Consider the following 18,756-nt stretch of genomic DNA (forward strand, 5'->3'; position numbering starts at 1 on the left):
CGCCTCCCGCCCCCGTAGGGGCGCGCTTCTCCTCCTTTGTTCCATCGTCTGCTCCACCGTCCCGTCAGCCGGGCTGCTTCGCCGTGCCCGGAAGTCCGAGAGAAGGCATGTCGTGAACCACCGCAGAAAACGAGCAGGTGAGGCCACGGCGCTCACCCTGCTCACCGCCGCCGCCGTCACCGCGAGTCTGCTCGGCGCCCCGGGATCCCAGGCAGCGCAGACCGCCATCGGTACGGCCGGCGCCCCCGGCAACGCGAAGATCGTCACCCTCGTCACCGGGGACCGGGTCACCCTGGACGCCGCCGGGCAGGTCACCGGAGTGCGGGCCGCCAAGGGCCGGGAGGGCACGACCTTCCGAATATCCCGCAACGCCGACCGCACCTATGTCGTCCCGCGCGACGCCGAGCGGCTCCTCGCGAACGGCACCGCCGACCGACGGCTGTTCGACGTGACGCAGCTGGTCAAGTGGGGGTACGACGACGCGTCCCGCCCCGACCTGCCCCTCATCGTGACGTACGCCAAGGGCCGCGCCCTCGCGCCGAGCGCGCTGTCCGCCGCCGGTGCCCGGGTGAGCCGGGACCTGCCAAGTGTCGACGGGGACGCGCTGAAGGCCCGTAAGTCCGAGGGCGCCGACCTGTGGGAGGCGCTCACCGGCAGCGGCGGGACGGCGTCGGCCAGGTCGGCCGCCGCGGACCGGGTCGAGAGGATCTGGCTCGACGGCAGGGTCGAGGCGGCCCTCGACCGGAGCACCGCGCAGATCGGCGCCCCCGAGGCGTGGGCGGCGGGTTACGACGGTGAGGGCGTCAAGGTCGCCGTGCTGGACACCGGGGTCGACGACACCCACCCGGACCTGAAGGGCCGTGTCGACGAGGCGAAGAACTTCTCCGAGGCCGCCGACACCGTCGACCGGGTGGGCCACGGCACCCATGTGGCGTCCACCGTCGCGGGCTCGGGCGCGCACTCCGGGGGCAAGTACAAGGGAGTCGCGCCGGGCGCCCGGCTGATCAGCGGCAAGGTGCTCGACGACGGAGGCTACGGCGAGGAGTCCGGGGTCATCGCCGGCGCGCAGTGGGCCGTGGCTGAGGGCGCCAAGGTGATCAACCTGAGCCTGGGCGGCCCCGACAGCCCCGGTGAAGACCCCGTCGAGCAGGCGGTGAACGAGCTGTCCGCCTCCTCGGGCGCCCTCTTCGTGATCGCGGCCGGCAACGACGGCCCCGCCACCGGCACCGTCGGATCGCCGGGCAGTGCCGCCGCCGCGCTCACCGTCGGCGCGGTGGACCGCGTCGACGCGATGGCCGACTTCTCCAGCCGCGGCCCGACCGCGGACGGTTCCCTCAAGCCCGACCTCACCGCCCCCGGCGTCGACATCGTCGCCGCGAAGGCCGCCGAGGGCACGGAGGGCGACCCGGCCGCCGACGGTTACGTCTCGATGAGCGGTACGTCGATGGCGACCCCGCATGTCGCGGGCGCCGCCGCGATCCTCGCCCAGCGCCACCCCGACTGGACCGGCGAGCGCATCAAGGCCGCGCTCACCGCGTCCGCCAAGCCGACGGCCGGTGTCTCGGCGTTCGCGCAGGGCACGGGCCGTACGGACATCGTCCGCGCCCTCGACCAGCAGCTCACCACCAGCCCCGCCACCCTCGGCTTCCCCGCCCAGCAGTGGCCGCACACCGACGACACCCCGGCCACCAGAACCCTCACCTACCGCAACGACGGCGACCGCCCCCTCACCCTCGACCTGACCACCGAGGCGTACGGCGAGGACGGCAAGCCCGCCGCCGAGGGCATGTTCGAGGTCTCGCCGAAGCAGCTCACCGTCCCGGCGGGCGGCACCGCGACCGCCCAGGTCACCGCCGACACCAGCGCGGGTACGGCCGACGGGGTCTTCGGCGGCGCGGTCACCGCGACGGACGGCGCGGACACCACCGTACGGACCGGCATCGGCGCACAGCGCGAGGTCGAGTCGTACAACCTGACGGTCAAGCACCTCGACCTCAAGGGGAAGCCGGCAAGGCGTTCGGAGACCGGGGTGCAGGGCCTGGACAACGAGATCTGGAACGACTACTCGGACGACACGGACGCCGAGTTCACCGTACGGCTGCCCAAGGGCCGTTACAGCCTCGAAGGCCGTATCGACACGGGCGCGAACCCTGACGCCGGGGGGCTGGCCCTCCTCCTGAACCCGAAGTTCTCGCTCACCCGTGACACCACCCTCGTCATGGACGCCCGCAAGGCCGAGCCGGTCCGGATCACCGTGCCGGACAGCAAGGCCAAGCAGACCGACGCCACCCTCAACTTCGGCTTCGACATCGGCCGGAACCAGAGCATCTCCACGTACATGCTGAGCAGCTTCAGCAAGCTGCGCGTCGGGCAGTTCGGCGCCCGGCTGCCCGCGAACGAGGCGTTCGCGCAGTACAACGGCACCTGGACGCACGGCAGTACGAACTACCGGCCGGCGATGAACCGTACCGGCGATCTGTCCGGCTTCACCGTGAACCTCAAGCGCGCGCAGTTCGCCAAGGTCACCATCCCCGTCGGCGAGCCCGCCAAGGAGCGGACGGGGTCGCTCGTCGCGGCGCCCCTGACGCCGGGCGGCTCCTGGTTCGACTTCTTCCCGACCGAGTTCTCCCTGCCGGCCACCCTCACCGAATACGTCCTGCCGGGCGTGAAGTGGGAGTACTACGTCTCGCAGAAGGGCGGCAAGGACGCGGACGGCGAACCGGTGTGGGACGCCAGTCAGTGGACCGCGAAGCCCCGTGCGTACAGCGCGGGCAAGCAGTACACCGAGCGGTTCAACACCGGAGTCTTCGGCCCGCACCTCACCGGTCCGCTGGACAACAACGAGGACCGTCCCGGCGCGGTCCGCATGGGCGACACCTTCCTCGTCTACCTCCCACTGTTCTCCGACGGCACCGGCCATGTCGGCAACTCCCGCTACAGCAAGGCCAGGAGCACGCTGTACGCGGGCGGCACGAAGATCTTCGCCACGGACACCGACCTGGACGGCGCCTCGCACGATCTCCCCGCCGCCAAGCGCACGTACCGTCTCACCACGGACGTCTCCCGCCCCACCACGCTCTCCTCGGTCAGCACCCGCGTCACCGCCGAGTGGACCTTCACCTCCGCGCACGTCACCGGCGTAGGCCAGCGGCTGCCGCTGTCGGTGGTCCGCTTCACGCCCCGGCTGAGCTCGGCGACCACGGCCAAGGCGGGTACGAGCTTCTCGGTGCCGTTCACGGTCGAGGGCGCGGCCACCGCACGCACCGCCCGCAAGCTGGCCTTCTCCGTCTCGTACGACGACGGCCGCACCTGGCACCCCGCGAAGGCGATCGACGGCAAGCGCCTCGACCTGCGCCACCCGGCGAAGGCGGGCACGGTCTCCCTGCGCGTGGCCCTCACGGACGCGTCCGGCAACACCCTGAAGCAGACGATCCACCGGGCCTACCGGACAGTCAAGTAGACGCCTGAACAAGCGAGTTGACTGAGTGCCCGAGGCGACTTCGGTCGGCCCGGGCACTCCTGCCGTGCACCGGGAACGGCCTCCGTCCGGAGGCCGGTAACGACCTGAGGGCGTGTGACCGTCGGGCAGGATGGCCCCATGACAAAACTCCCCGAACGGTCGCCCGGTTGTGCCTCCTCCGGTTCGGTGCTGTCGTTGTGGTCCCAGGACTCCGTCCTGTCGATCGGGTCCGTGGGCTCGGTACTGTCCGTGGGGTCCGTCGGTTCGGCCCTGTCGGTCGGCTCGATCGGCAGCGCCCTGTCGGTCGGCTCGATCGGGTCCGCCCTGTCCCTGATCTCCACCGGCTCGTGGCTGAGCACGGGCTCGCTGTTCTCCGCGCAGTCACGGTGGTCGGTGCTCTCCTGGCGATCCTCCCGCGGCTTCCTGGCCGCGGGCGCGGCAGGCGCGGCGACGGCCGGAGGCGCCTTGCTACTGGCCCAGTTGCTGTCGAGGACCGAGACCGGCACGGGGTGACCGGCGCGGCCCGCTCGATCGCATGGGGGTGTTCGACCTGACCCTCTGGCAGCCCGGATCTGCCGTACCCAGGTGTACAGGCATCAGACCTGCGGCCCGGCGTTCGATGTATGGCTCCACGGCCGGATCGCGCACAGGTTCCAGGCGAAGCGGCGTAGTCGCGCCTGCTCGACGTACGTGGCCGTGTCACCGAAGCTGATGTTGAGGTGCCGTCCGAGGACGACGGTGGCCACGCTCCCCGCACCGGCGGCCTTCAGGGCTGTGGACGCGGACTGGGCGTGGTTGCCGGTGGTCCAGGTGTCGTCGACGAGCAGCACGTTCTCGCCCCAGAGTGCCGACGACGTATAACGCTCTGCTGAGACGGCGCGGCCGAGCGCTGAAGCATCGGCCGTGGGCGTGAGGAGGTCGCGGTAGCGGTCGCGGGTGACGCCGACCATATCGGCGACCATGTCCCGGAGGGGATGGTCGGTTCGGCCGCTGGTGCTGGGCACGGTGGTGACGGTGTCGAAGCCGGATACCCCACACTGGTCCGCGACGCACTCTTCATGCAGGGCGAGAAAGCGCCATAGGACAGCGGCCAGTCCCATGCGGAAGTACTGCTGCTGGGGGCCGACGGTGTTCTTGTAGCGCCACAGCTCGTTGGCGTACTGCTCGCCTTTCAGGGCCAGGCTCAGGGGGACGACCACATCGGCGACGCCTTCGCCGAGAAGGTCGCCCGCCTGCTGGCATCGCAGGCAGGCGGGGTAGCCGGCGTTCGCGGTGCCGCGGCAGACCTGGCAGACGCCAGGGCCGGGCAGCAGGGGGTGGACGAGGAAGTTGGCGTAGCGGGCGGACAGCCCGACGACGGTTGCCACCCCGGTCCGCCTGTTACGCCCAGGTGAGCTCGCCCGCGGCGGGGACGAGGGAGTCGAGTTCGGCGAAGACGTCGTCAGGGCCGTCGATGACGGTGGTGTTGGGCCTGGTCGCGTACTCCCGCGCCCATTCGTGGGTCATCAGCGAGCGCATGAGGAAGACTCGTCGACCGTGCTCCAGAGCGAGGCGGGCCTGCATGCGAGCCCCGCTGCGGTACGCCGCCTCGACCACCACAGTGGCGAGGCTGTAGCCGCTCATCACAGCGTTACGCATGGGGAAAGAGGTCTTCGAGGGCGGAGCGTCCGGCCAGAACTGGGAGATCAGCATCCCCCGCTCGGCGATCTCCTGCTGGAGCCGTGCGTTCTGCGCCGGGTAGGAGCGCCGCAGACCGGTGCCGATGACGGCGACGGTCCGTCCGCCGACGGCGAGTGCGGACCCGTGCGCGGCGGTGTCGATACCGGCGGCAAGGCCGCTGACCACAGTGACGCCGCGCTCGGCGAGCCCTCCCGCGATGGCGCAGGCGTGGGCGATGCCCTCCGGAGTCGGAGTGCGGGTACCGACGACCGCGACGCGGAGATCGTCACTGACAGGGGTACCACGCAGGAACAGGAAGGGCGGTCGCTGGTGGACCAGCCTCAGGTAGAGCGGATAGTCGTCGTCCAGGATGGTGACCAGCCGCATGTCCTCGCGCTCCCAGGCGGCGATCTCAGCGGCGATCGACTCCAGGTCGGTGGCTGGAGCTGTGTCGAAGAGAGCACCCTGCCCAGAGGCATCGAGCGAGTTCTCGAGTACGTCGCGCGCGCTTCCGACAGTCTCGATCTGGTCGGTCAGTTCGGGCCAGGTGCGATCGCCGCGTCGCAGAAGCGCGACGAGAGCGGCTCGCTCCAGTTCCTGGTCCATGTCGCAAGTATAGGAAGAGCATCCGGGCCAGGCAGCGGAACGTGAGGGGGATCCGGGATCCGCTATCTGCTACTGAGGGTTCTGGCCCGTAACCGGTCTCACCTGACGCGAAGGACCGCCCGGCCGATGACCTGGGCAGATCGTGGTCGGCGGACGGCAGTGCGACCACCGCCACCCGCAATGCGCGGCCGTGGCGCCGTACGAGGCAGGGAGGCTCGGGGACGGGTACGCCGCACGAGATGTGCCGGCCGCCGTCGCCCGGGCCTCCCCCGGTGTCACCTGCCGTAGCCGGCGGCGTTGATGTTGGTCTGTACGGCGTTCTCGGTGGCGTCCGACGGGTAGCCGGACGTCATCACGCCCTCGTAGAAGGTGCCGGCGGAGCCGTGGCTGTTGTCGCCGCCGATGCCGAGGATGATGGCTCCTTCCTTCTTCATGGGGTTGTAGCCGGCGACGTTGGGGCGGACGCCGTTGTAGAAGGTGGACAGGCCGCCGGACTGGGCGTTGCCGCCGCGGATGGCCCAGCGGTTGGGGCCGCCCTTGACGACGGCGGTGAGGTAGCGGTGGCTGATCGAGGGGTCGCCCGCGTTGTAGCGCTGGTTGACGCCGGAGAACAGGCCGTTCTCGAGGTCGGCCATGATCCAGGGGCCGTTGCCGCTGCCGTAGCCCCAGACCTTGATGTTGCCGAAGTAGATGGTCTCCATGGTGCCGTTGCCGTTGTCCCGGCTGTTGGTCTCCGCGTTGCCGTAGTCGAAGCAGCAGCCGCCGTTGTAGTGCGTGCCGTCGAGGACGGCGTACATGCCTTCCGGCTGGTCGCCCTTGGCGACGCCGTTGGTGGCGTTGTTGCGGTATCCGGTGCCGGGAGCGACGAAGACACCGTAGGCCCTGTGCCCGGCGACGGTGATCGGCGCCGCGGTGGCGTTGGCGAGGTTGTCGTAGCCGCCCGCGGCCGGCCCGGAGAAGCCGCCGGGGGGCGCCTGGGTGAGGCGGTTGTTCCGTCCCGACTGGTCGTAGATGACGCTGATGACACAGGACGTTCCGGCGCAGAAGGAGTCCTGCGTGGCGGCGTTGGCGACTCCTTTCGCGCTCAGGACGCCGATGTCCCGGGTGGCTTTGTCCGAGGCGCGGCGCACCTGGTAGAGCGGGCCGTTGTAGGAGCCGTACAGCGCTCGGGTCGTGCTGTGCGCGGCAACGCAGGGGGTGCCCCCGTTGGCGTACAGGTCGCAGGGCAGTGAGCCGGCGGCCTGGGAGGCGGGGGCGGTCGCGGTGAGGATGCCGACGCCGAGCGCGGTTGCCGCTCCTGTGGCCAGGAGGGTGCGTGGGCTGCGGCGTAACCATTGTCGGACGGTCATGGAGTGACTCCTCGGGCTGTGGTGGTGGGGGGTGGGGGCGACGACTGCGGATGGTCGGCCTGGCCTGTCCTGCGGCCGGGACCTGGTGAAGTCGTAACCAGGTGCAGTCGGAACCAGTGGTGTCAGGACCAGCGGTGTCAGAACTGGGTGAAGAACTTCCAGACCTCTGCCGGGACCCAGGTCCTGGGGCCGCTGTCACCCGCGGCGCCGTCCTGCGGTGCCGCGATGTGGCCTTCGTCGAACGCGGCCCAGGCGACCGGGTGTCCGGCCGAGCAGCCCGAGTAGGAGGTGATCCGGTGTGTTCGGCTGCCCTGGGCCGGCTCGGGCGGGTTCTGCGCGGTGCAGCCGTTGTTCCTGACGAACCGGTCGCGCAGCGTGCGTCCGCCGGAGATGCTGAGGACGCTGTCACGGATGCCGTGCACGCCGAGGTAGGCGATGGGCTGCGTGCCGCCGCCGCATCCGCTGAGCTGTCCGCCCGACTGGACCGCGACGGCACGGAAGACGGTTGCCCGGGAGCAGGCCAGGGAGTAGCTCATGGCGCCGCCGTAGCTGAAGCCCACGGCGAAGAGCCGTGTCGTGTCGACGCAGAGCGCTCCCTCGACCTGGTTGATCACGTTGTCGACGAGGGTGACGTCCTCGCCGCCGCTGTTGGCCCAGCCGTTGTTGAGGCCCTGGGGTGCCACGAAGACGGTGCTGTTGTTCGCCAGCCGCTGGAGCCCGTAGTAGGCCCAGGTGCCTGTGTCCACGGTGCGGCCCGTGGCGACGTCGGTGGAGGTGCCGCCGAGCCAGTGGAAGCCGAAGACCAGCCGGTAGGGGCGGTTACGGTCGTAGTTGTCCGGGACTTTCAGGATGTAGCTGCGGGACTTGCCGCCGCTCTGGATCGTGTACGTGCCGCTGGTCAGCGCGGGTGCCTTGCCGCATCCGGCGGTGACCGTGGCGGACGTGCCCGCCGTCGGGGACGCGGCGGCACTGTGGGTGGCCGGGGCGCCCAGGACGAAGGCCAAGATTGACGCGATCATGACAGACCATAATCGGGAACGTGACATCAGCACTCCTTGTTTTGGCGGGGCGTGCGGTACGGACGGTGCCGGTGCGGCTGTGTCATCGCATGTGCGGTGCCGCGTGTTGCCGTGCCAGGTGGGGCGGAGCGATCGGCGCAGGGCGAACCCTCGGCGACTTCGGTCGATATGCCGAACGTCGGCCGGGGGTTCGGACATCCTGGATAATAGGAACCTCACAGGGATCGTCAATACCTCCCGCGTGAATCCTCGACGCCTAGGGGCGGACGTAGGGGCGGGTCATGATCTCCATGTTGTGGCCGTCCGGGTCGTCGAAGTAGGCGCCGCGGCCACCGAACAGGCGGTTGATCCTGACCGGATCGGTGTGGCCGGGGTCGGCGTAGTAGGTGACCCCGACCGCCTCCAGACGGGCGATCGCGACGTCGAACCGCTCCTCGGGCACGAGGAAGGCGTAGTGCTGTGACTGGATCGCCTCGTTCCTCTTCTCGTAGTAGTCGAGCGTCACGCCGTTGCCGAGATCAACGGGCAGGAACGGTCCGAACGGGGCGCCGACCTTCAGGCCCAGGACCGTGGCGAGAAACTCCGCGGACAGGTGTCGGTCGCTCGCGTAGACGGCGGTGTGGTTCAGCTGTACACCGGCCGTCGGCAGCGCGACTTCGTGTGGGTGGCGCTCGTCATAGGGCATCAGTGATGTGTCTCCGGTCTTGGGATCCGCTGGAAAGGGCGCCGCATGCGGGCGCCGGAAGCGAGGACGCGGAGAAGGGGGCGGGCCTCTGGCCCACCTCGGGCTCACGCCGAGGCCGGAGAACCCACTCGTGCATGGCCCAAGGCCGACCCGGCAGTCACCCGGCCGAGCCTAGTGTTCACCGTAGGCGCGGGCAACATCGTTCTCGTACCCCGCGGCCGTGATGTGCCTCCCGAGTTCGGGGACGCTCGCACGAACCTTCGGTCCCCTACCTCGTCACGCCGCCCGGTTGCGCAGGCGGCGCAGCATGCGGGCGTCCTCGAAGCCGACCGAGTGGGCGGCGGCGTCGACCGTGGCGCCGTGGCTGATGAGGTGCTCGGCGCGTTCCAGGCGCAGGGTCTGCTGGTAGCGCAGCGGGGTGAGACCGGTGGCGCGGCTGAAGAGCCGGGTGAGGGTGCGTTCGCTGACGCCGACCGCCGACGCCAGGTGGGGCAGCGGCAGCGGTTCGTCGAAGCGGGTGTCGATGAGGTCCTGGGCGCGGTGCACGGTGTCGTCGAGGTGGGACCGGTGCCGGAACATCGCGCTGGCCTGGGGCTCGTGGCCGTTGCGACGGGCGTAGACGACCATGTCCCGGGCGACCTGGGCGGCGACGGCGGGTCCGTGCCGGCCGGCGACGAGGTGGAGGGCCAGGTCGATGCCGCTGGCGATACCGGCGGAGGTGATCACCCGGTCGTCGACGGTGAACAGGACGTCCCGGACGACGACCGCGCCCGGGTGGCGCAGGGCCAGCTCGTCCTGCACGTCGTGGTGGGTGGTGCAACGGCGGCCCCTGAGCAGGCCGGCCCGGCCGAGTGCCTCCGCGCCGGCGCAGACGCTGGCGACCGTTCCGCCCCTGGTGTGGTGGTCCCGCAGGACCTTCAGGGAGGCGTCGGCGATGGCGGGCGAGCCGGCCAGGGTGACGGTTCGCCAGCCGGGGACCACGATCAGGTCCTCGGGCCCGAGTTCGGGCCATTCGGTCTCGGCCACCAGGGGCAGTCCCTGGGCGGTGGGGACCTGCGGCCGCTCGGCGACGTAGGTGAGGGTGTAGGGGTGTCCGAAGTCGGCTGCGGTGGAGAAGACCTGCGCGGGGCCGGCCAGGTCCAGCAGATGGACTCCGGGCACCAGGAAGAAGACGATGCGGTTCACGATTCGGTCATCATGCCGGAAGAGGTTGTCATGCCGGAAGACCGGTCATCATGCTCGCGGATCCGCCGCGGCCTCCACCTCGTCGACCGTCGCGATGGTGGCGAAGCGGCCGGCGAGGGCGTACTCGGTGCGCCGGATGATCTCGTCGGCGGTCAGGGTGCGGGGGTCGGAGAGCAGTTCGGCGACGCTCTGGTCGGCGGGGGCGTCGCGATGCGGGATGGGGTTCGTGGCGGTCGCGTCGACGACGAAGGTGACCTGGTAGCCGAGGTCGCTCGCCACGCGGGCGGTGGTCTCGACGCACTGCTCGGTACGGATACCGCAGACGGCGATCTCACGGACCCCGTGCTCGGTGAGGAGTTGCTGCAGGTTGGTGGTGGTGAAGGCGTTGTGCGAGGTCTTGTGGATCACCGGCTCGCCGTCCTCCGGCTGCTCCAGCTCCGCCAGCAACCGGACGTCGCCGAGGGCCGGGTCGAAGACACCGCCGCTTCCGGGCTCGGTGTGCAGTACCCACACCACCAGGTCTCCGGCGCGCCGGGCCGGCCGTACCAGTCGGTTCACCTTGTCGGCGATCTTCGGGTCGGAGATCGTCTCCCACAGCGGACGGGCGCGGAAGGACTCCTGGACATCGATGACGATCAGTGCTCGGGTCATGCCCCAACCCTCGTCCCTCCGTAGGGCGCGGGGACAGGCCGCATCGGGTCCCGAAGCGGACCGATCCGGTCAGTCAGCCGTCGTCGTCATCACGGATGAGGGGGCGTCATCGGCCGAGGTGCTCAGCCGGGGCGCCGGGATCGTCACGTCCGGCACGTCCGGCACGTCCGACGGATAGAACTGCGCGTACCACCGTCGCAGCGCCCTGATTCCCTTCTCGTGCGGGAGGAGGACCGGGCGGGCCTGGTGGATCTTGTGGTCCCAGATCCCGACCTCCTCGCGCACCTCGCCCAGGGCTTCCGCGCGGAAGACGAGCTTGAGGAGGGGAGTCAGCGACCGGAGGGGGAACCGGGCCGGTTTGCGGACGTAGTACAGCATCCGGAGTTCGCTCGTGCTGTCGTCGACCGGGGTGGTGAGGGCGACCGCTGTCACCGACAGGACGGGACCGTGGACGCGGACGACCATGACGCCGGGCCCGTACATGAACGCGTCGAAGGTGTTGTTGATGTCCCAGCGCAGAACGCGTCGGGCGATCCGACCGCGGGCCTCGGCGTACGGGCCGTCCTGGCGCCAGTCCTGGACCGGGGGCTCGGGCTGGCCGTGGATGAAGTGGAAGTGGGACTCGTCGACGATGTTCTCGCGCATCTCCTGGACGTGGACGCGCGCCCGGCAGGTGTCGTCGATCGGGGTGGCGTAGTCCTGGGACGTGGTTTCCGGGATCTCCGGTACCTCCCAGGAGGGTTCGCCCGGCCCGGTGTGGACGAGGACGAGCCCGCTGTGCTCCCGGACCGGGAATCCGCCGAGGGACACCTTGGGAGTGCGGGTGGCGAAGGGCGCCTCCACACACCTGCCGTCCGTACCGAACCGCCAGCCGTGGAACGGGCACACCACCGTGCCGTCCACGACCTTGCCGCCGGCACCGAGGTGCGCGCCGTAGTGGGGACAGTGCGCGTCCCGGACGGTCGCCTTCCCGTCGATGCCCCGGAAGGCGATGAGCGCGCGCCCGAAGTAGTGGAGGCTGACGACCTTCCCCGGCCGAAGTTCGGAGCTGCGGAGCACGGCGTACCAGCCGTACGGGACGAACGGCATCGGATACTCGTCGGCCCGGGGATCGCGGGGGAGGGACGCGACCGTGTCATGACTCCGCCATAAGCGCATGGGCTGATGGTAGGGGTGTTTTACGTGGGACTGTAGAGGGCCGACAGGTCGTCGGGTACGGCCGGACGTCTCGTCTCAGTGACCCAGCCCCGCGCCCCCGTCCACCGGAATCACCGCCCCGCGCACGTACCCCGCCTCAGCCAGGAACACCACCGCGTCCGCCACCTCCTCGGGTCGGCCGAGTCGTCCCGCCGGTGTTCGGCGGAGGAGGTCGCGGCGCTGGTCGGGGGTGAGGGCGCTGCTCATGTCTGTTTCCGTGAGGCCGGGGGCCACCACGTTGCAGGTGATGTCCCGTGGGCCCAGTTCGCGGGTGAGGGAGCGGGCGAAGCCGATCAACCCGGCTTTCGACGCCGCGTAGTTGGTCTGGCCGGCGGAGCCGTGCAGGGCTGCCGTGGAGGAGATGAGGACGATACGGCCCTGGCCTTCGCGGAGCATGCCGCGCACCGCGCGCTGGGTGACGCGGAAGGCCCCGGTGAGGTTGGTGTCGACGACCGAGGTGAAGTCGGCCTCCGTCATCCGCACCAGAAGTCGGTCGTGCGAGGTGCCCGCGTTGGCGACCAGGACCGTCACCGGGCCGTGTGCGGCTTCGGCCTCCGAGAACGCCCGGTCGATCTGCTGACTGTCCGTCACATCACAGCGTACGGACAGGAATCCCGCCGAATCCGGGGGTGGCTCACTTCGGTAGGTCACCGCGACCCGGTCACCCGCTGTCGCGAAACGCTGGGCTATCGCCAGGCCGATCCCCCGGTTCCCGCCGGTGACGAAGACCGAACGAGGCGTCGCCCGCGCCATCATGGCCTCACTCTCCATGTCCCTCTCCTCCTCGCTCATCGTCTCCGCACCCGTCGTCTCCGGCACTCATCGCCTCCTTCGGCTCGGCTTCGTCATTTCCCGGTCCGGGTGCGCAGACCCACCACCGACACCGCGAAGCCGATCAGGGCCAGGGCGGCGACGGAGAGGGTGGCGGCGTACATCGCGTCGAGGAAGGCCCGGTCGGCCGTGGTCGCCAGTTCCGGCAGGCGGAGGGATTCGGCCAGTGAGCGGGCCGACTCGGCGGACGTACGGGCCTGTTCCGCGGCGGCTGGTGACAACTGGCCATCCTTCATGGGGAGTTGCGCGTCCGACATTCGGGCCCGGTATACCCCGGACAGGATCGACCCCGCCATCGCCACCCCCAGTGTGCCGCCCACCTGACGGGTGACGCTGTTGACGGCCGAGCCGGCGCCCGCCAGTTGCGGTGGCACCCCGCTCATCATCACTGCCGTGACCGGCGTACCGACCAGGCCCATGCCGAAGCCCTGGATCCACAGCAGCGCGGCGATGAACCAGATCGGCGTTCCGCCGTCCAGCCACGCGTACGCGACGTAGGTGACCGCCGTGGCCAGGACTCCCGCCGCCACCGTCCAGCGCGCCGTCAGCCGGCGGCTCAGCGCGGGGGACGCCTGGCTGCCGAGGACGATGCCGATCGCGGCGGCGATCATCACCAGTCCGGCGTCGGAGGGGGAGAGGCCGCGGGGGCCCTGGAGGTAGAAGGCCGCGTAGAAGAGGTGACCGGCCAGTGCCATGAACGCGATCAGCAGGACCACGCTCCCGGCCGTGAACCCGGGTTGCCGGAACAGCCGCACGTCCAGGCTGGGCGCGGGCGACCTGCGCTGGGCGGCGACGAACGCGGTCAGCAGCGCGCCGCCCACGAGGAGGGGGAGGAGGACGTGAGAGCCGTACCAGGCCTGGCCGTTGCCCAGTTCGATGATCCCGAACACGACCCCGCCGAGTCCGGCGACCGACAGAGCCATGCCCGGCAGGTCCAGCTGTCTGCGCCTCGGGCCCTTCGACTCCGGTACGACCGCTGCCACTCCGGCCATGCACAGCGCCACGATCGGCACGTTGACGAGGAACACCGAGCCCCACCAGAAGTTGCTGAGCAGCGCCCCGCCGACCACCGGGCCCACGGCCACCCCGAGCCCGCTGGAGGAACTCCAGATCGCGATGGCCCGGGTGCGCTTCTCCTCCGGCGTGCTCTGCACGATCACCGAGAGCGTCGCCGGCATCAGCAGCGCGCTGCCCGCGCCCATCACGGCCCGCGCCACGATCAGCCAGCCCGGCGACGAGACGAAGGCACCGGCTCCCGAGGCCACGCCGAACAGCGCCAGGCCCGCGAGGAGCGTGGTCCTCGGGCCGAAGCGGTCCGCCAGCGCACCGCCCGCGAACAGGGCGCCGGCGAAGACGAGGGTGTAGGCGCTCGCCACCCACTCCAACTCGGCCGGGGTCGCGCCCAGTCCGTCCACCGGGTCCGCCAGGGTGGTGACGGCGACGTTGAGGACCGAGGTGTCCAGCCAGATCAGCATCTGCGCGCAGACCACGACCAGGAGAACGGGCCACGACGGCCGCCGATCGGCCTTCCCCGTGGCGGTGACGCCGGTAGCGCCTGCGGCACCTGAACCACCGGCATCACTGGCGTCGCTCGTGTCGCTCGTTCTCACTTCGCCCATCGGACGACGCCTCCGTTGCCCTCGTAGGTACGCAGTACTCGGTCGATCAGCGCGTCCGCCGCGCCCGTGTAGCGGGTCGGGTCGAGCAGGTCCGAGAGCTGGGCGGAGGTGAGTCCGTCCGCCGACTCCGGCTGTATGGGGAGGAGTTCGGCGAGGAGTTCGGTGAGGGGGCGGCCCGTGGCGGCCGACTCTGCCGAGGCCGTCGACAGGAGCTTCTTCGCCCGTGCCTTGCCGAGCACCGGGGTCAGCGCCACGGCCAGTCGCTCGGTGACGACGGCTCCGCCGGTCAGTTCGAGGTTGGCCAGCATGCGGTCCGAGTGGACGACCAGTCCCTCGGCCAGCTCCACCGCCGTGTGTGCCGCGCCGCCCGTCAGCCGCAGTGCCTCCCGCAACGGCTGCCACTCGGCATGCCATTCTCCGGCCGGGCGTTCGTCCTCCGCCAGCAGACACTGGGCCAACACCAATGCGTACGCGGGGACTTGGCGAGCGGCCGACACGATCAGGGTGGCGAGTGCGGGGTTGCGTTTCTGCGGCATCGCGGACGAGGTGCCCCGTCCCTTCGCCGCCGGTTCGGAGACCTCGCCGAGCTCCGTACGGGACAGGGTCCGCACGTCCAGTGCGAACTTGCCGAGCGCCCCGGTGACCAGCTGAAGTACCGCGCCCAGCTCGGCGATCGGCGTGCGTACGACGTGCCACGGCAGCGTCGGCTCCGCCAGGCCCAGGGCCTTCGCGAACGGGGCCAGCAGCTCGACCCCGCCCCGCGATGCCCGTTCCGGACCGCCGTCCAGCGTCGCGTACTCGCGGTATGCCGCCAACGTGCCTGCCGCGCCGCCCAGTTGGGCGGGGAGGGTCGATGCCACCGCGCGCACTCGGGTCAGGGCGTCCATGACCAGTTGGAGCCAGCCCGCCGCCTTCAGTCCGAAGGTCGTGGGGACCGCGTGCTGGGCCAGGGTGCGGCCCGCCAGGGCGGTGTGGCGGTGGGTGTCGGCGAGGGCGGCCAGGGCGTCGGCGGTGCGTTCCAGGTCGGCGGCGATCAGGGTGAGTGCACGGCGGGCGATCAGCATCGCCGCCGAGTCCAGGATGTCCTGGCTGGTCGAACCCCGGTGTACGTACTCCGCGGCGGCCGGGTCCTTGGCGGCGACCGCCTCGGTCAGGGCCGGGACGAGCGCGACCACCGGGTTGGCGGCGGCCCGGGCCGCGTACGCCAGGGCGACCAGGTCGAAGCGGTCCGCGTGGGCCTCCGAGGCGATCGCCGCCACCGCTGCGGCTGGTGTCAGCCCCACCGCGAACTGGGCTTGTGCCAAGGCCACTTCCACGTCCAGCATGGCCTGCAGCCAGGCCTCGTCGGTGACCGCCGCTGCCGCCGGCGTACCGGCCCAGGTGGGCGCGAGCAGCCCCGCGTCCGTGCCGGCAGACGCCGGGTCCATCATCCCGTCCACGCTCATCGACTCCCCGCGCCCGAGGTCTGAGGTGCGAGCAACTCGGCTTTCACCAGCGGCATTCGGCGCTCCCCGGCCAACCCGGTCAACCTGGACCCCCTTGACTCCACGGACTCCTGGGACTCCACGGCCCCCTCCAGGCCCAGCACCGCCCGTGCGATGGCGTCCGAGTCCTCCAGCGTCACCGAGCCCACGCCCGGTCTGATGCCGACCGCCGTCACCCAGCGCACCCCCTCCGTCGGCACCCCGAAGGCGAACCTGCGCGGGTGCGGGCGCCCGGACGCGTCCAGCAGCCGGGGCGCACCGCCGGTCACCGCCATCCCGCCCGTCTCGTGCGGCCCGTCTGCCTCATGCGTCTCACGCGCCTCGTGGCCGCCCGGCCGGTACGGGACACAGCCGCCCTCCGCCAGCAGCCCCCGCAGCAGTGGACTGGCGCTGCGCCGCAGGTCGATGTCGGGCAGCCGCGCCTCGACCAGGGCCCGCACCGGCACCGGCGCCTGGGACACCCCCTCCGCGTCCACGAGGAAACCCGCCTCGCCAGGGCCACCCGCGTCGCTCGTCGGCCGTATCCGCATCCCCGGGCCGACCACGTGCAGCACCTCGGCCTCGATCAGTGCGATCAGCTGCTCGATACGGAACGCGGGCGGGCCGATCGACGTGAACGCGTTCAACGGCGTGTACCAGCCGTCCAGTTCGGCTCGGTACGACTCCCCGACGACACCGCCGTGATCGACCACGAGCCGGACCTCGTTGCGCAGGTCACGCAGCGCGTCCAGCGCCGCCTTCAGCGGGCCGTTCACATTGCCGAGGCGGGCGGCTGCGACGTCCCGGCGCAGATACCCCAGCAGCCAGCGCCGGAAGTCGGCACGGGACGTGAAGTGCCGGTCCCCGTACGGGCGTTCAACGCGCCGCCAGTCCCAGCGCTCGTCCGGGGGCACCTCGTACCGGTCGAGCAGGACCGGCTCCGGATCGCGGCCGGCGAAGCAGCACCGTACGAACTCCGCCGCCGCCCAGGGGCCTTGGGCGGCCCGGATCCACGCCTCGTAGTAGACGGTCCGGACCTCGCGGTCGATCAGGGGCCAGATGTCCGCACGGAAGCCGACGGGACGTCGCCGTAGTCCGGCGATGACCTCCGGGGTGAGGAAACGGGGGTGGTGGCGGCCGAGCGCACCCTTCTCGTTCTCGCCGCGCGCGTGGTACGGCACTCCGCGTCGTGAACCGGCGTACAGCAGTGGCTCGTTGCCGCTCGGGATGTACACGAGCCCGCTGCCCTGACCGCCTTGGTGGGTCTGCTTGAAGGTGCCGCCGCGGCCCTCGGTGAGGAGGGCCAGCTGGTCGAAGAAGTTCAGCCCGAGTCCGCGCAGAGCGACCGGGGTGCCGGGCCGCAGGGCGCTGAGATCGGCGTCGGCCGGGTTCGCGGGGCCCACGTAGGTCACGCCGGAACCAGCACGGTTGGGTGCGTGGCGGGCGGCGAAGGAGCGCAGTTCCCGTTCCTCCCCGGTCGGGGTCGACTGCCCGTGGCCCAGGGCCAGTACGACCGCGTCCAGGCCGGTGAGCCGTGCGCCGTCCGCCAGGGTCACCGTCTGGGTGCTGTCCGGGGCATCGGCAAGCTCGGTGGCGGTCGTCCGGTGTGTGTGGACCGTGAACTCGGGCGGTGCGGTGTGCGTCAGGTGCTGGAAGACCCACTCCAGGTAGTGGCCGTGGAAGGCGCGGGTCGGGTAGGTGTCCGGGCCGAGCCGCCGCGCCTCCGCCAGGACCCGGGCCGGGTACGCCTCGGGTCCCAGAGTGAGCGCCCATTCGTACAGACTCGGGCCCGGTACAGCCGGGCCCGCGCACGGCACGCTGTCGTCGGTGAACAGGGTCACCTGGGAGGCGACCGTGTTCATCAGCAGCTCGGCCGGCTGGTCGGTGCGCCACACCGCGCCCGGGCCGGGTGGGTACGGGTCGACGAGATGCACCACGACCGGGCCGCGGGCCTGGGACGCGTTGGCGCGGAGCCGCTCCAGCACCGAGAGCCCGCGCGGCCCGGCGCCGATGACGCACACGGTGAGAGCGTCACGGGACTCCGGTGGGGACGCGGGTTCCGGTTGGGACACGGGTTCGGGTTCGGGTTCGGGTTCGGTCATTCCTGGCCCAGCCCGTCGCGCCAGCTCGGCCGCAGCGGCTTCCAGCCAAGTTCCGTACGGGCGAGGGAGTTGGAGGCGCCGGCCGCCGAGGTGAGCTGGTGGGCCATGAACCAGCCGAGCAGCCGGGGGGCCATCGTCGCCGGGATCGTGCGCGGTGGCGGGGCGTCCAGTGCACGCGCGAAATGGGGCAACCACTGTGCGGCCGGGGCCGGTTCGTCGTCCGTGATGTGAAAGGCGCCGGTGACCTCGGACTCCACGGCCGCCACCGCCGCCCCCACGGCGTCCTCCACATGCAGGAACGAGGTGATCCCGGCCCCGCCCTCGGGCAGCGGGAACCTCCCGGCCAGCACCCGTTGCGCGGTCCCGCCGCCGGTACGGGCGTACGCGGTGCCGGGGCCGTACAGCGTCCCGTACCGCAGCACCAGCCCGCTCAACTCGGCCGAGGAGTCCAGTACTTGTGCCTCCAGCTCGGAGACCGCCCGTACGGTGGCCGCCCAACCCGGGTCAGGGGCGTCCACGTACAGCGGGGCGCTCTCGTCGACGACCGTGTCCCCGGTCGGCGCGGCGGCGAAGGCGATGGACTGCGCGACCAGGCGTCCGGCACCGGCCGCGCGGGCCGCCGCGATCAGGTTGCCGGTGCCCTCGGTGCGCAGCCGGGCGGTCCGCGCGAAGGCCTCCGGCGGGTCGTCGCGCAACAGCCGTAGCGCCGACAGCTGATGGACGACGACATCGGGGCGTACATCCGTCACGGCGGCGATGAGTGCTTCCCGGTCGAGGGCGTCGGCGACCACGATCGCGTCCGCTTCCGGAGCGCGGGACCGGGACTCCTCCCGTACCAGCGCGCTCACTTGGTGGCCCCGAGCCCGTAGCGCGGCCACCAGCGGATGTCCGACCACTCCGGTGGCTCCGGCGACAAGTATCCGCACGGTG

Annotated in this window: 13 protein-coding genes and 2 pseudogenes; 2 read left to right on the forward strand and 13 right to left on the reverse strand. The window is 71.1% G+C overall.

The genetic code is table 11. The features are described from left to right. Positions 1 to 112 precede the first annotated feature (112 nt). A complete protein-coding gene (locus PV734_RS36440; protein ID WP_319293697.1) occupies positions 113 to 3,460 on the forward strand; it encodes a S8 family serine peptidase in 3,348 nt (1,115 codons plus the stop codon). Positions 3,461 to 3,598: 138 nt separating this feature from the next. Continuing rightward, on the forward strand, positions 3,599 to 3,973 hold the full coding sequence (locus tag PV734_RS36445) for a hypothetical protein (protein WP_319092980.1): 375 nt from the start codon (positions 3,599 to 3,601) through the stop codon (positions 3,971 to 3,973). Positions 3,974 to 4,056: 83 nt separating this feature from the next. On the opposite strand, the gene PV734_RS36450 is transcribed toward PV734_RS36445, so the two are convergent. The 13 genes and pseudogenes from PV734_RS36450 to PV734_RS36510 form a co-directional block, all read right to left on the reverse strand. Beyond that, positions 4,057 to 4,827: a phosphoribosyltransferase gene (locus tag PV734_RS36450; RefSeq protein ID WP_319092979.1), complete on the reverse strand. Its 771-nt coding sequence runs from the start codon at positions 4,825 to 4,827 to the stop codon at positions 4,057 to 4,059. A 13-nt stretch (positions 4,828 to 4,840) separates the two neighbouring features. Then, positions 4,841 to 5,725: a DNA-processing protein DprA gene (locus PV734_RS36455; RefSeq protein WP_319092978.1), complete on the reverse strand. Its 885-nt coding sequence runs from the start codon at positions 5,723 to 5,725 to the stop codon at positions 4,841 to 4,843. A gap of 284 nt (positions 5,726 to 6,009) precedes the next feature. Then, positions 6,010 to 7,074 (reverse strand): annotated as a pseudogene (locus tag PV734_RS36460) (arabinofuranosidase catalytic domain-containing protein); the annotation flags it as partial. 140 nt (positions 7,075 to 7,214) lie between these two features. Then, a pseudogene (locus PV734_RS36465) lies at positions 7,215 to 8,093 on the reverse strand (alpha/beta hydrolase family esterase); the annotation flags it as partial. Positions 8,094 to 8,349: 256 nt separating this feature from the next. Then, positions 8,350 to 8,778 carry a VOC family protein gene (locus PV734_RS36470; protein ID WP_319293699.1) on the reverse strand — a complete coding sequence of 143 codons (429 nt, stop codon included), beginning with the start codon at positions 8,776 to 8,778 and terminating at the stop codon, positions 8,350 to 8,352. A gap of 276 nt (positions 8,779 to 9,054) precedes the next feature. Continuing rightward, positions 9,055 to 9,963, reverse strand: a complete 909-nt coding sequence (locus PV734_RS36475) for a GlxA family transcriptional regulator (protein WP_319092976.1) — start codon at positions 9,961 to 9,963, stop codon at positions 9,055 to 9,057. A gap of 48 nt (positions 9,964 to 10,011) precedes the next feature. Further along, on the reverse strand, positions 10,012 to 10,614 hold the full coding sequence (locus PV734_RS36480; protein ID WP_319293701.1) for an isochorismatase family protein: 603 nt from the start codon (positions 10,612 to 10,614) through the stop codon (positions 10,012 to 10,014). A gap of 69 nt (positions 10,615 to 10,683) precedes the next feature. Beyond that, on the reverse strand, positions 10,684 to 11,772 hold the full coding sequence (locus PV734_RS36485; RefSeq protein ID WP_319092974.1) for a Rieske 2Fe-2S domain-containing protein: 1,089 nt from the start codon (positions 11,770 to 11,772) through the stop codon (positions 10,684 to 10,686). A gap of 75 nt (positions 11,773 to 11,847) precedes the next feature. Next, positions 11,848 to 12,564, reverse strand: a complete 717-nt coding sequence (gene fabG / locus PV734_RS36490) for a 3-oxoacyl-ACP reductase FabG (protein ID WP_319093060.1) — start codon at positions 12,562 to 12,564, stop codon at positions 11,848 to 11,850. 92 nt (positions 12,565 to 12,656) lie between these two features. Then, the gene (locus PV734_RS36495; RefSeq protein WP_319293703.1) at positions 12,657 to 14,261 is read right to left on the reverse strand and encodes an MFS transporter; all 1,605 of its coding nucleotides are present in this window, start codon (positions 14,259 to 14,261) and stop codon (positions 12,657 to 12,659) included. Beyond that, on the reverse strand, positions 14,249 to 15,706 hold the full coding sequence (locus tag PV734_RS36500; protein ID WP_319293705.1) for an adenylosuccinate lyase family protein: 1,458 nt from the start codon (positions 15,704 to 15,706) through the stop codon (positions 14,249 to 14,251). Before PV734_RS36500 ends, PV734_RS36495 begins: the two co-directional genes overlap by 13 nt. Then, on the reverse strand, positions 15,703 to 17,826 hold the full coding sequence (locus tag PV734_RS36505; RefSeq protein WP_319293707.1) for an FAD/NAD(P)-binding protein: 2,124 nt from the start codon (positions 17,824 to 17,826) through the stop codon (positions 15,703 to 15,705). The genes PV734_RS36500 and PV734_RS36505 overlap by 4 nt, the downstream gene beginning before the upstream one ends. Beyond that, positions 17,823 to 18,752 (reverse strand): NAD(P)-dependent oxidoreductase, encoded by a 930-nt coding sequence (locus PV734_RS36510; RefSeq protein WP_319293709.1) that lies wholly within the window; start codon positions 18,750 to 18,752, stop codon positions 17,823 to 17,825. The genes PV734_RS36505 and PV734_RS36510 overlap by 4 nt, the downstream gene beginning before the upstream one ends. Between the last annotated feature and the right edge of the window lie 4 nt (positions 18,753 to 18,756).

The sequence above is a fragment of the Streptomyces sp. AK08-02 genome (assembly GCF_033795085.1).
In the GTDB taxonomy this organism is placed as follows: Bacteria; Actinomycetota; Actinomycetes; order Streptomycetales; family Streptomycetaceae; genus Streptomyces; species Streptomyces echiniscabiei.

Bases quoted from the DNA above. Each gene is read 5' to 3' on its own strand.
- PV734_RS36445 (WP_319092980.1), top strand. From the start codon at position 3,599: ATGACAAAACTCCCCGAACGGTCGCCCGGTTGTGCCTCCTCCGGTTCG.
- PV734_RS36455 (WP_319092978.1), bottom strand. From the start codon at position 5,725: ATGGACCAGGAACTGGAGCGAGCCGCTCTCGTCGCGCTTCTGCGACGC.
- PV734_RS36470 (WP_319293699.1), bottom strand. From the start codon at position 8,778: ATGCCCTATGACGAGCGCCACCCACACGAAGTCGCGCTGCCGACGGCC.
- PV734_RS36480 (WP_319293701.1), bottom strand. From the start codon at position 10,614: ATGACCCGAGCACTGATCGTCATCGATGTCCAGGAGTCCTTCCGCGCC.
- PV734_RS36485 (WP_319092974.1), bottom strand. From the start codon at position 11,772: ATGCGCTTATGGCGGAGTCATGACACGGTCGCGTCCCTCCCCCGCGAT.
- fabG (WP_319093060.1), bottom strand. From the start codon at position 12,564: ATGGCGCGGGCGACGCCTCGTTCGGTCTTCGTCACCGGCGGGAACCGG.
- PV734_RS36495 (WP_319293703.1), bottom strand. From the start codon at position 14,261: ATGGGCGAAGTGAGAACGAGCGACACGAGCGACGCCAGTGATGCCGGT.
- PV734_RS36500 (WP_319293705.1), bottom strand. From the start codon at position 15,706: ATGAGCGTGGACGGGATGATGGACCCGGCGTCTGCCGGCACGGACGCG.
- PV734_RS36505 (WP_319293707.1), bottom strand. From the start codon at position 17,826: ATGACCGAACCCGAACCCGAACCCGAACCCGTGTCCCAACCGGAACCC.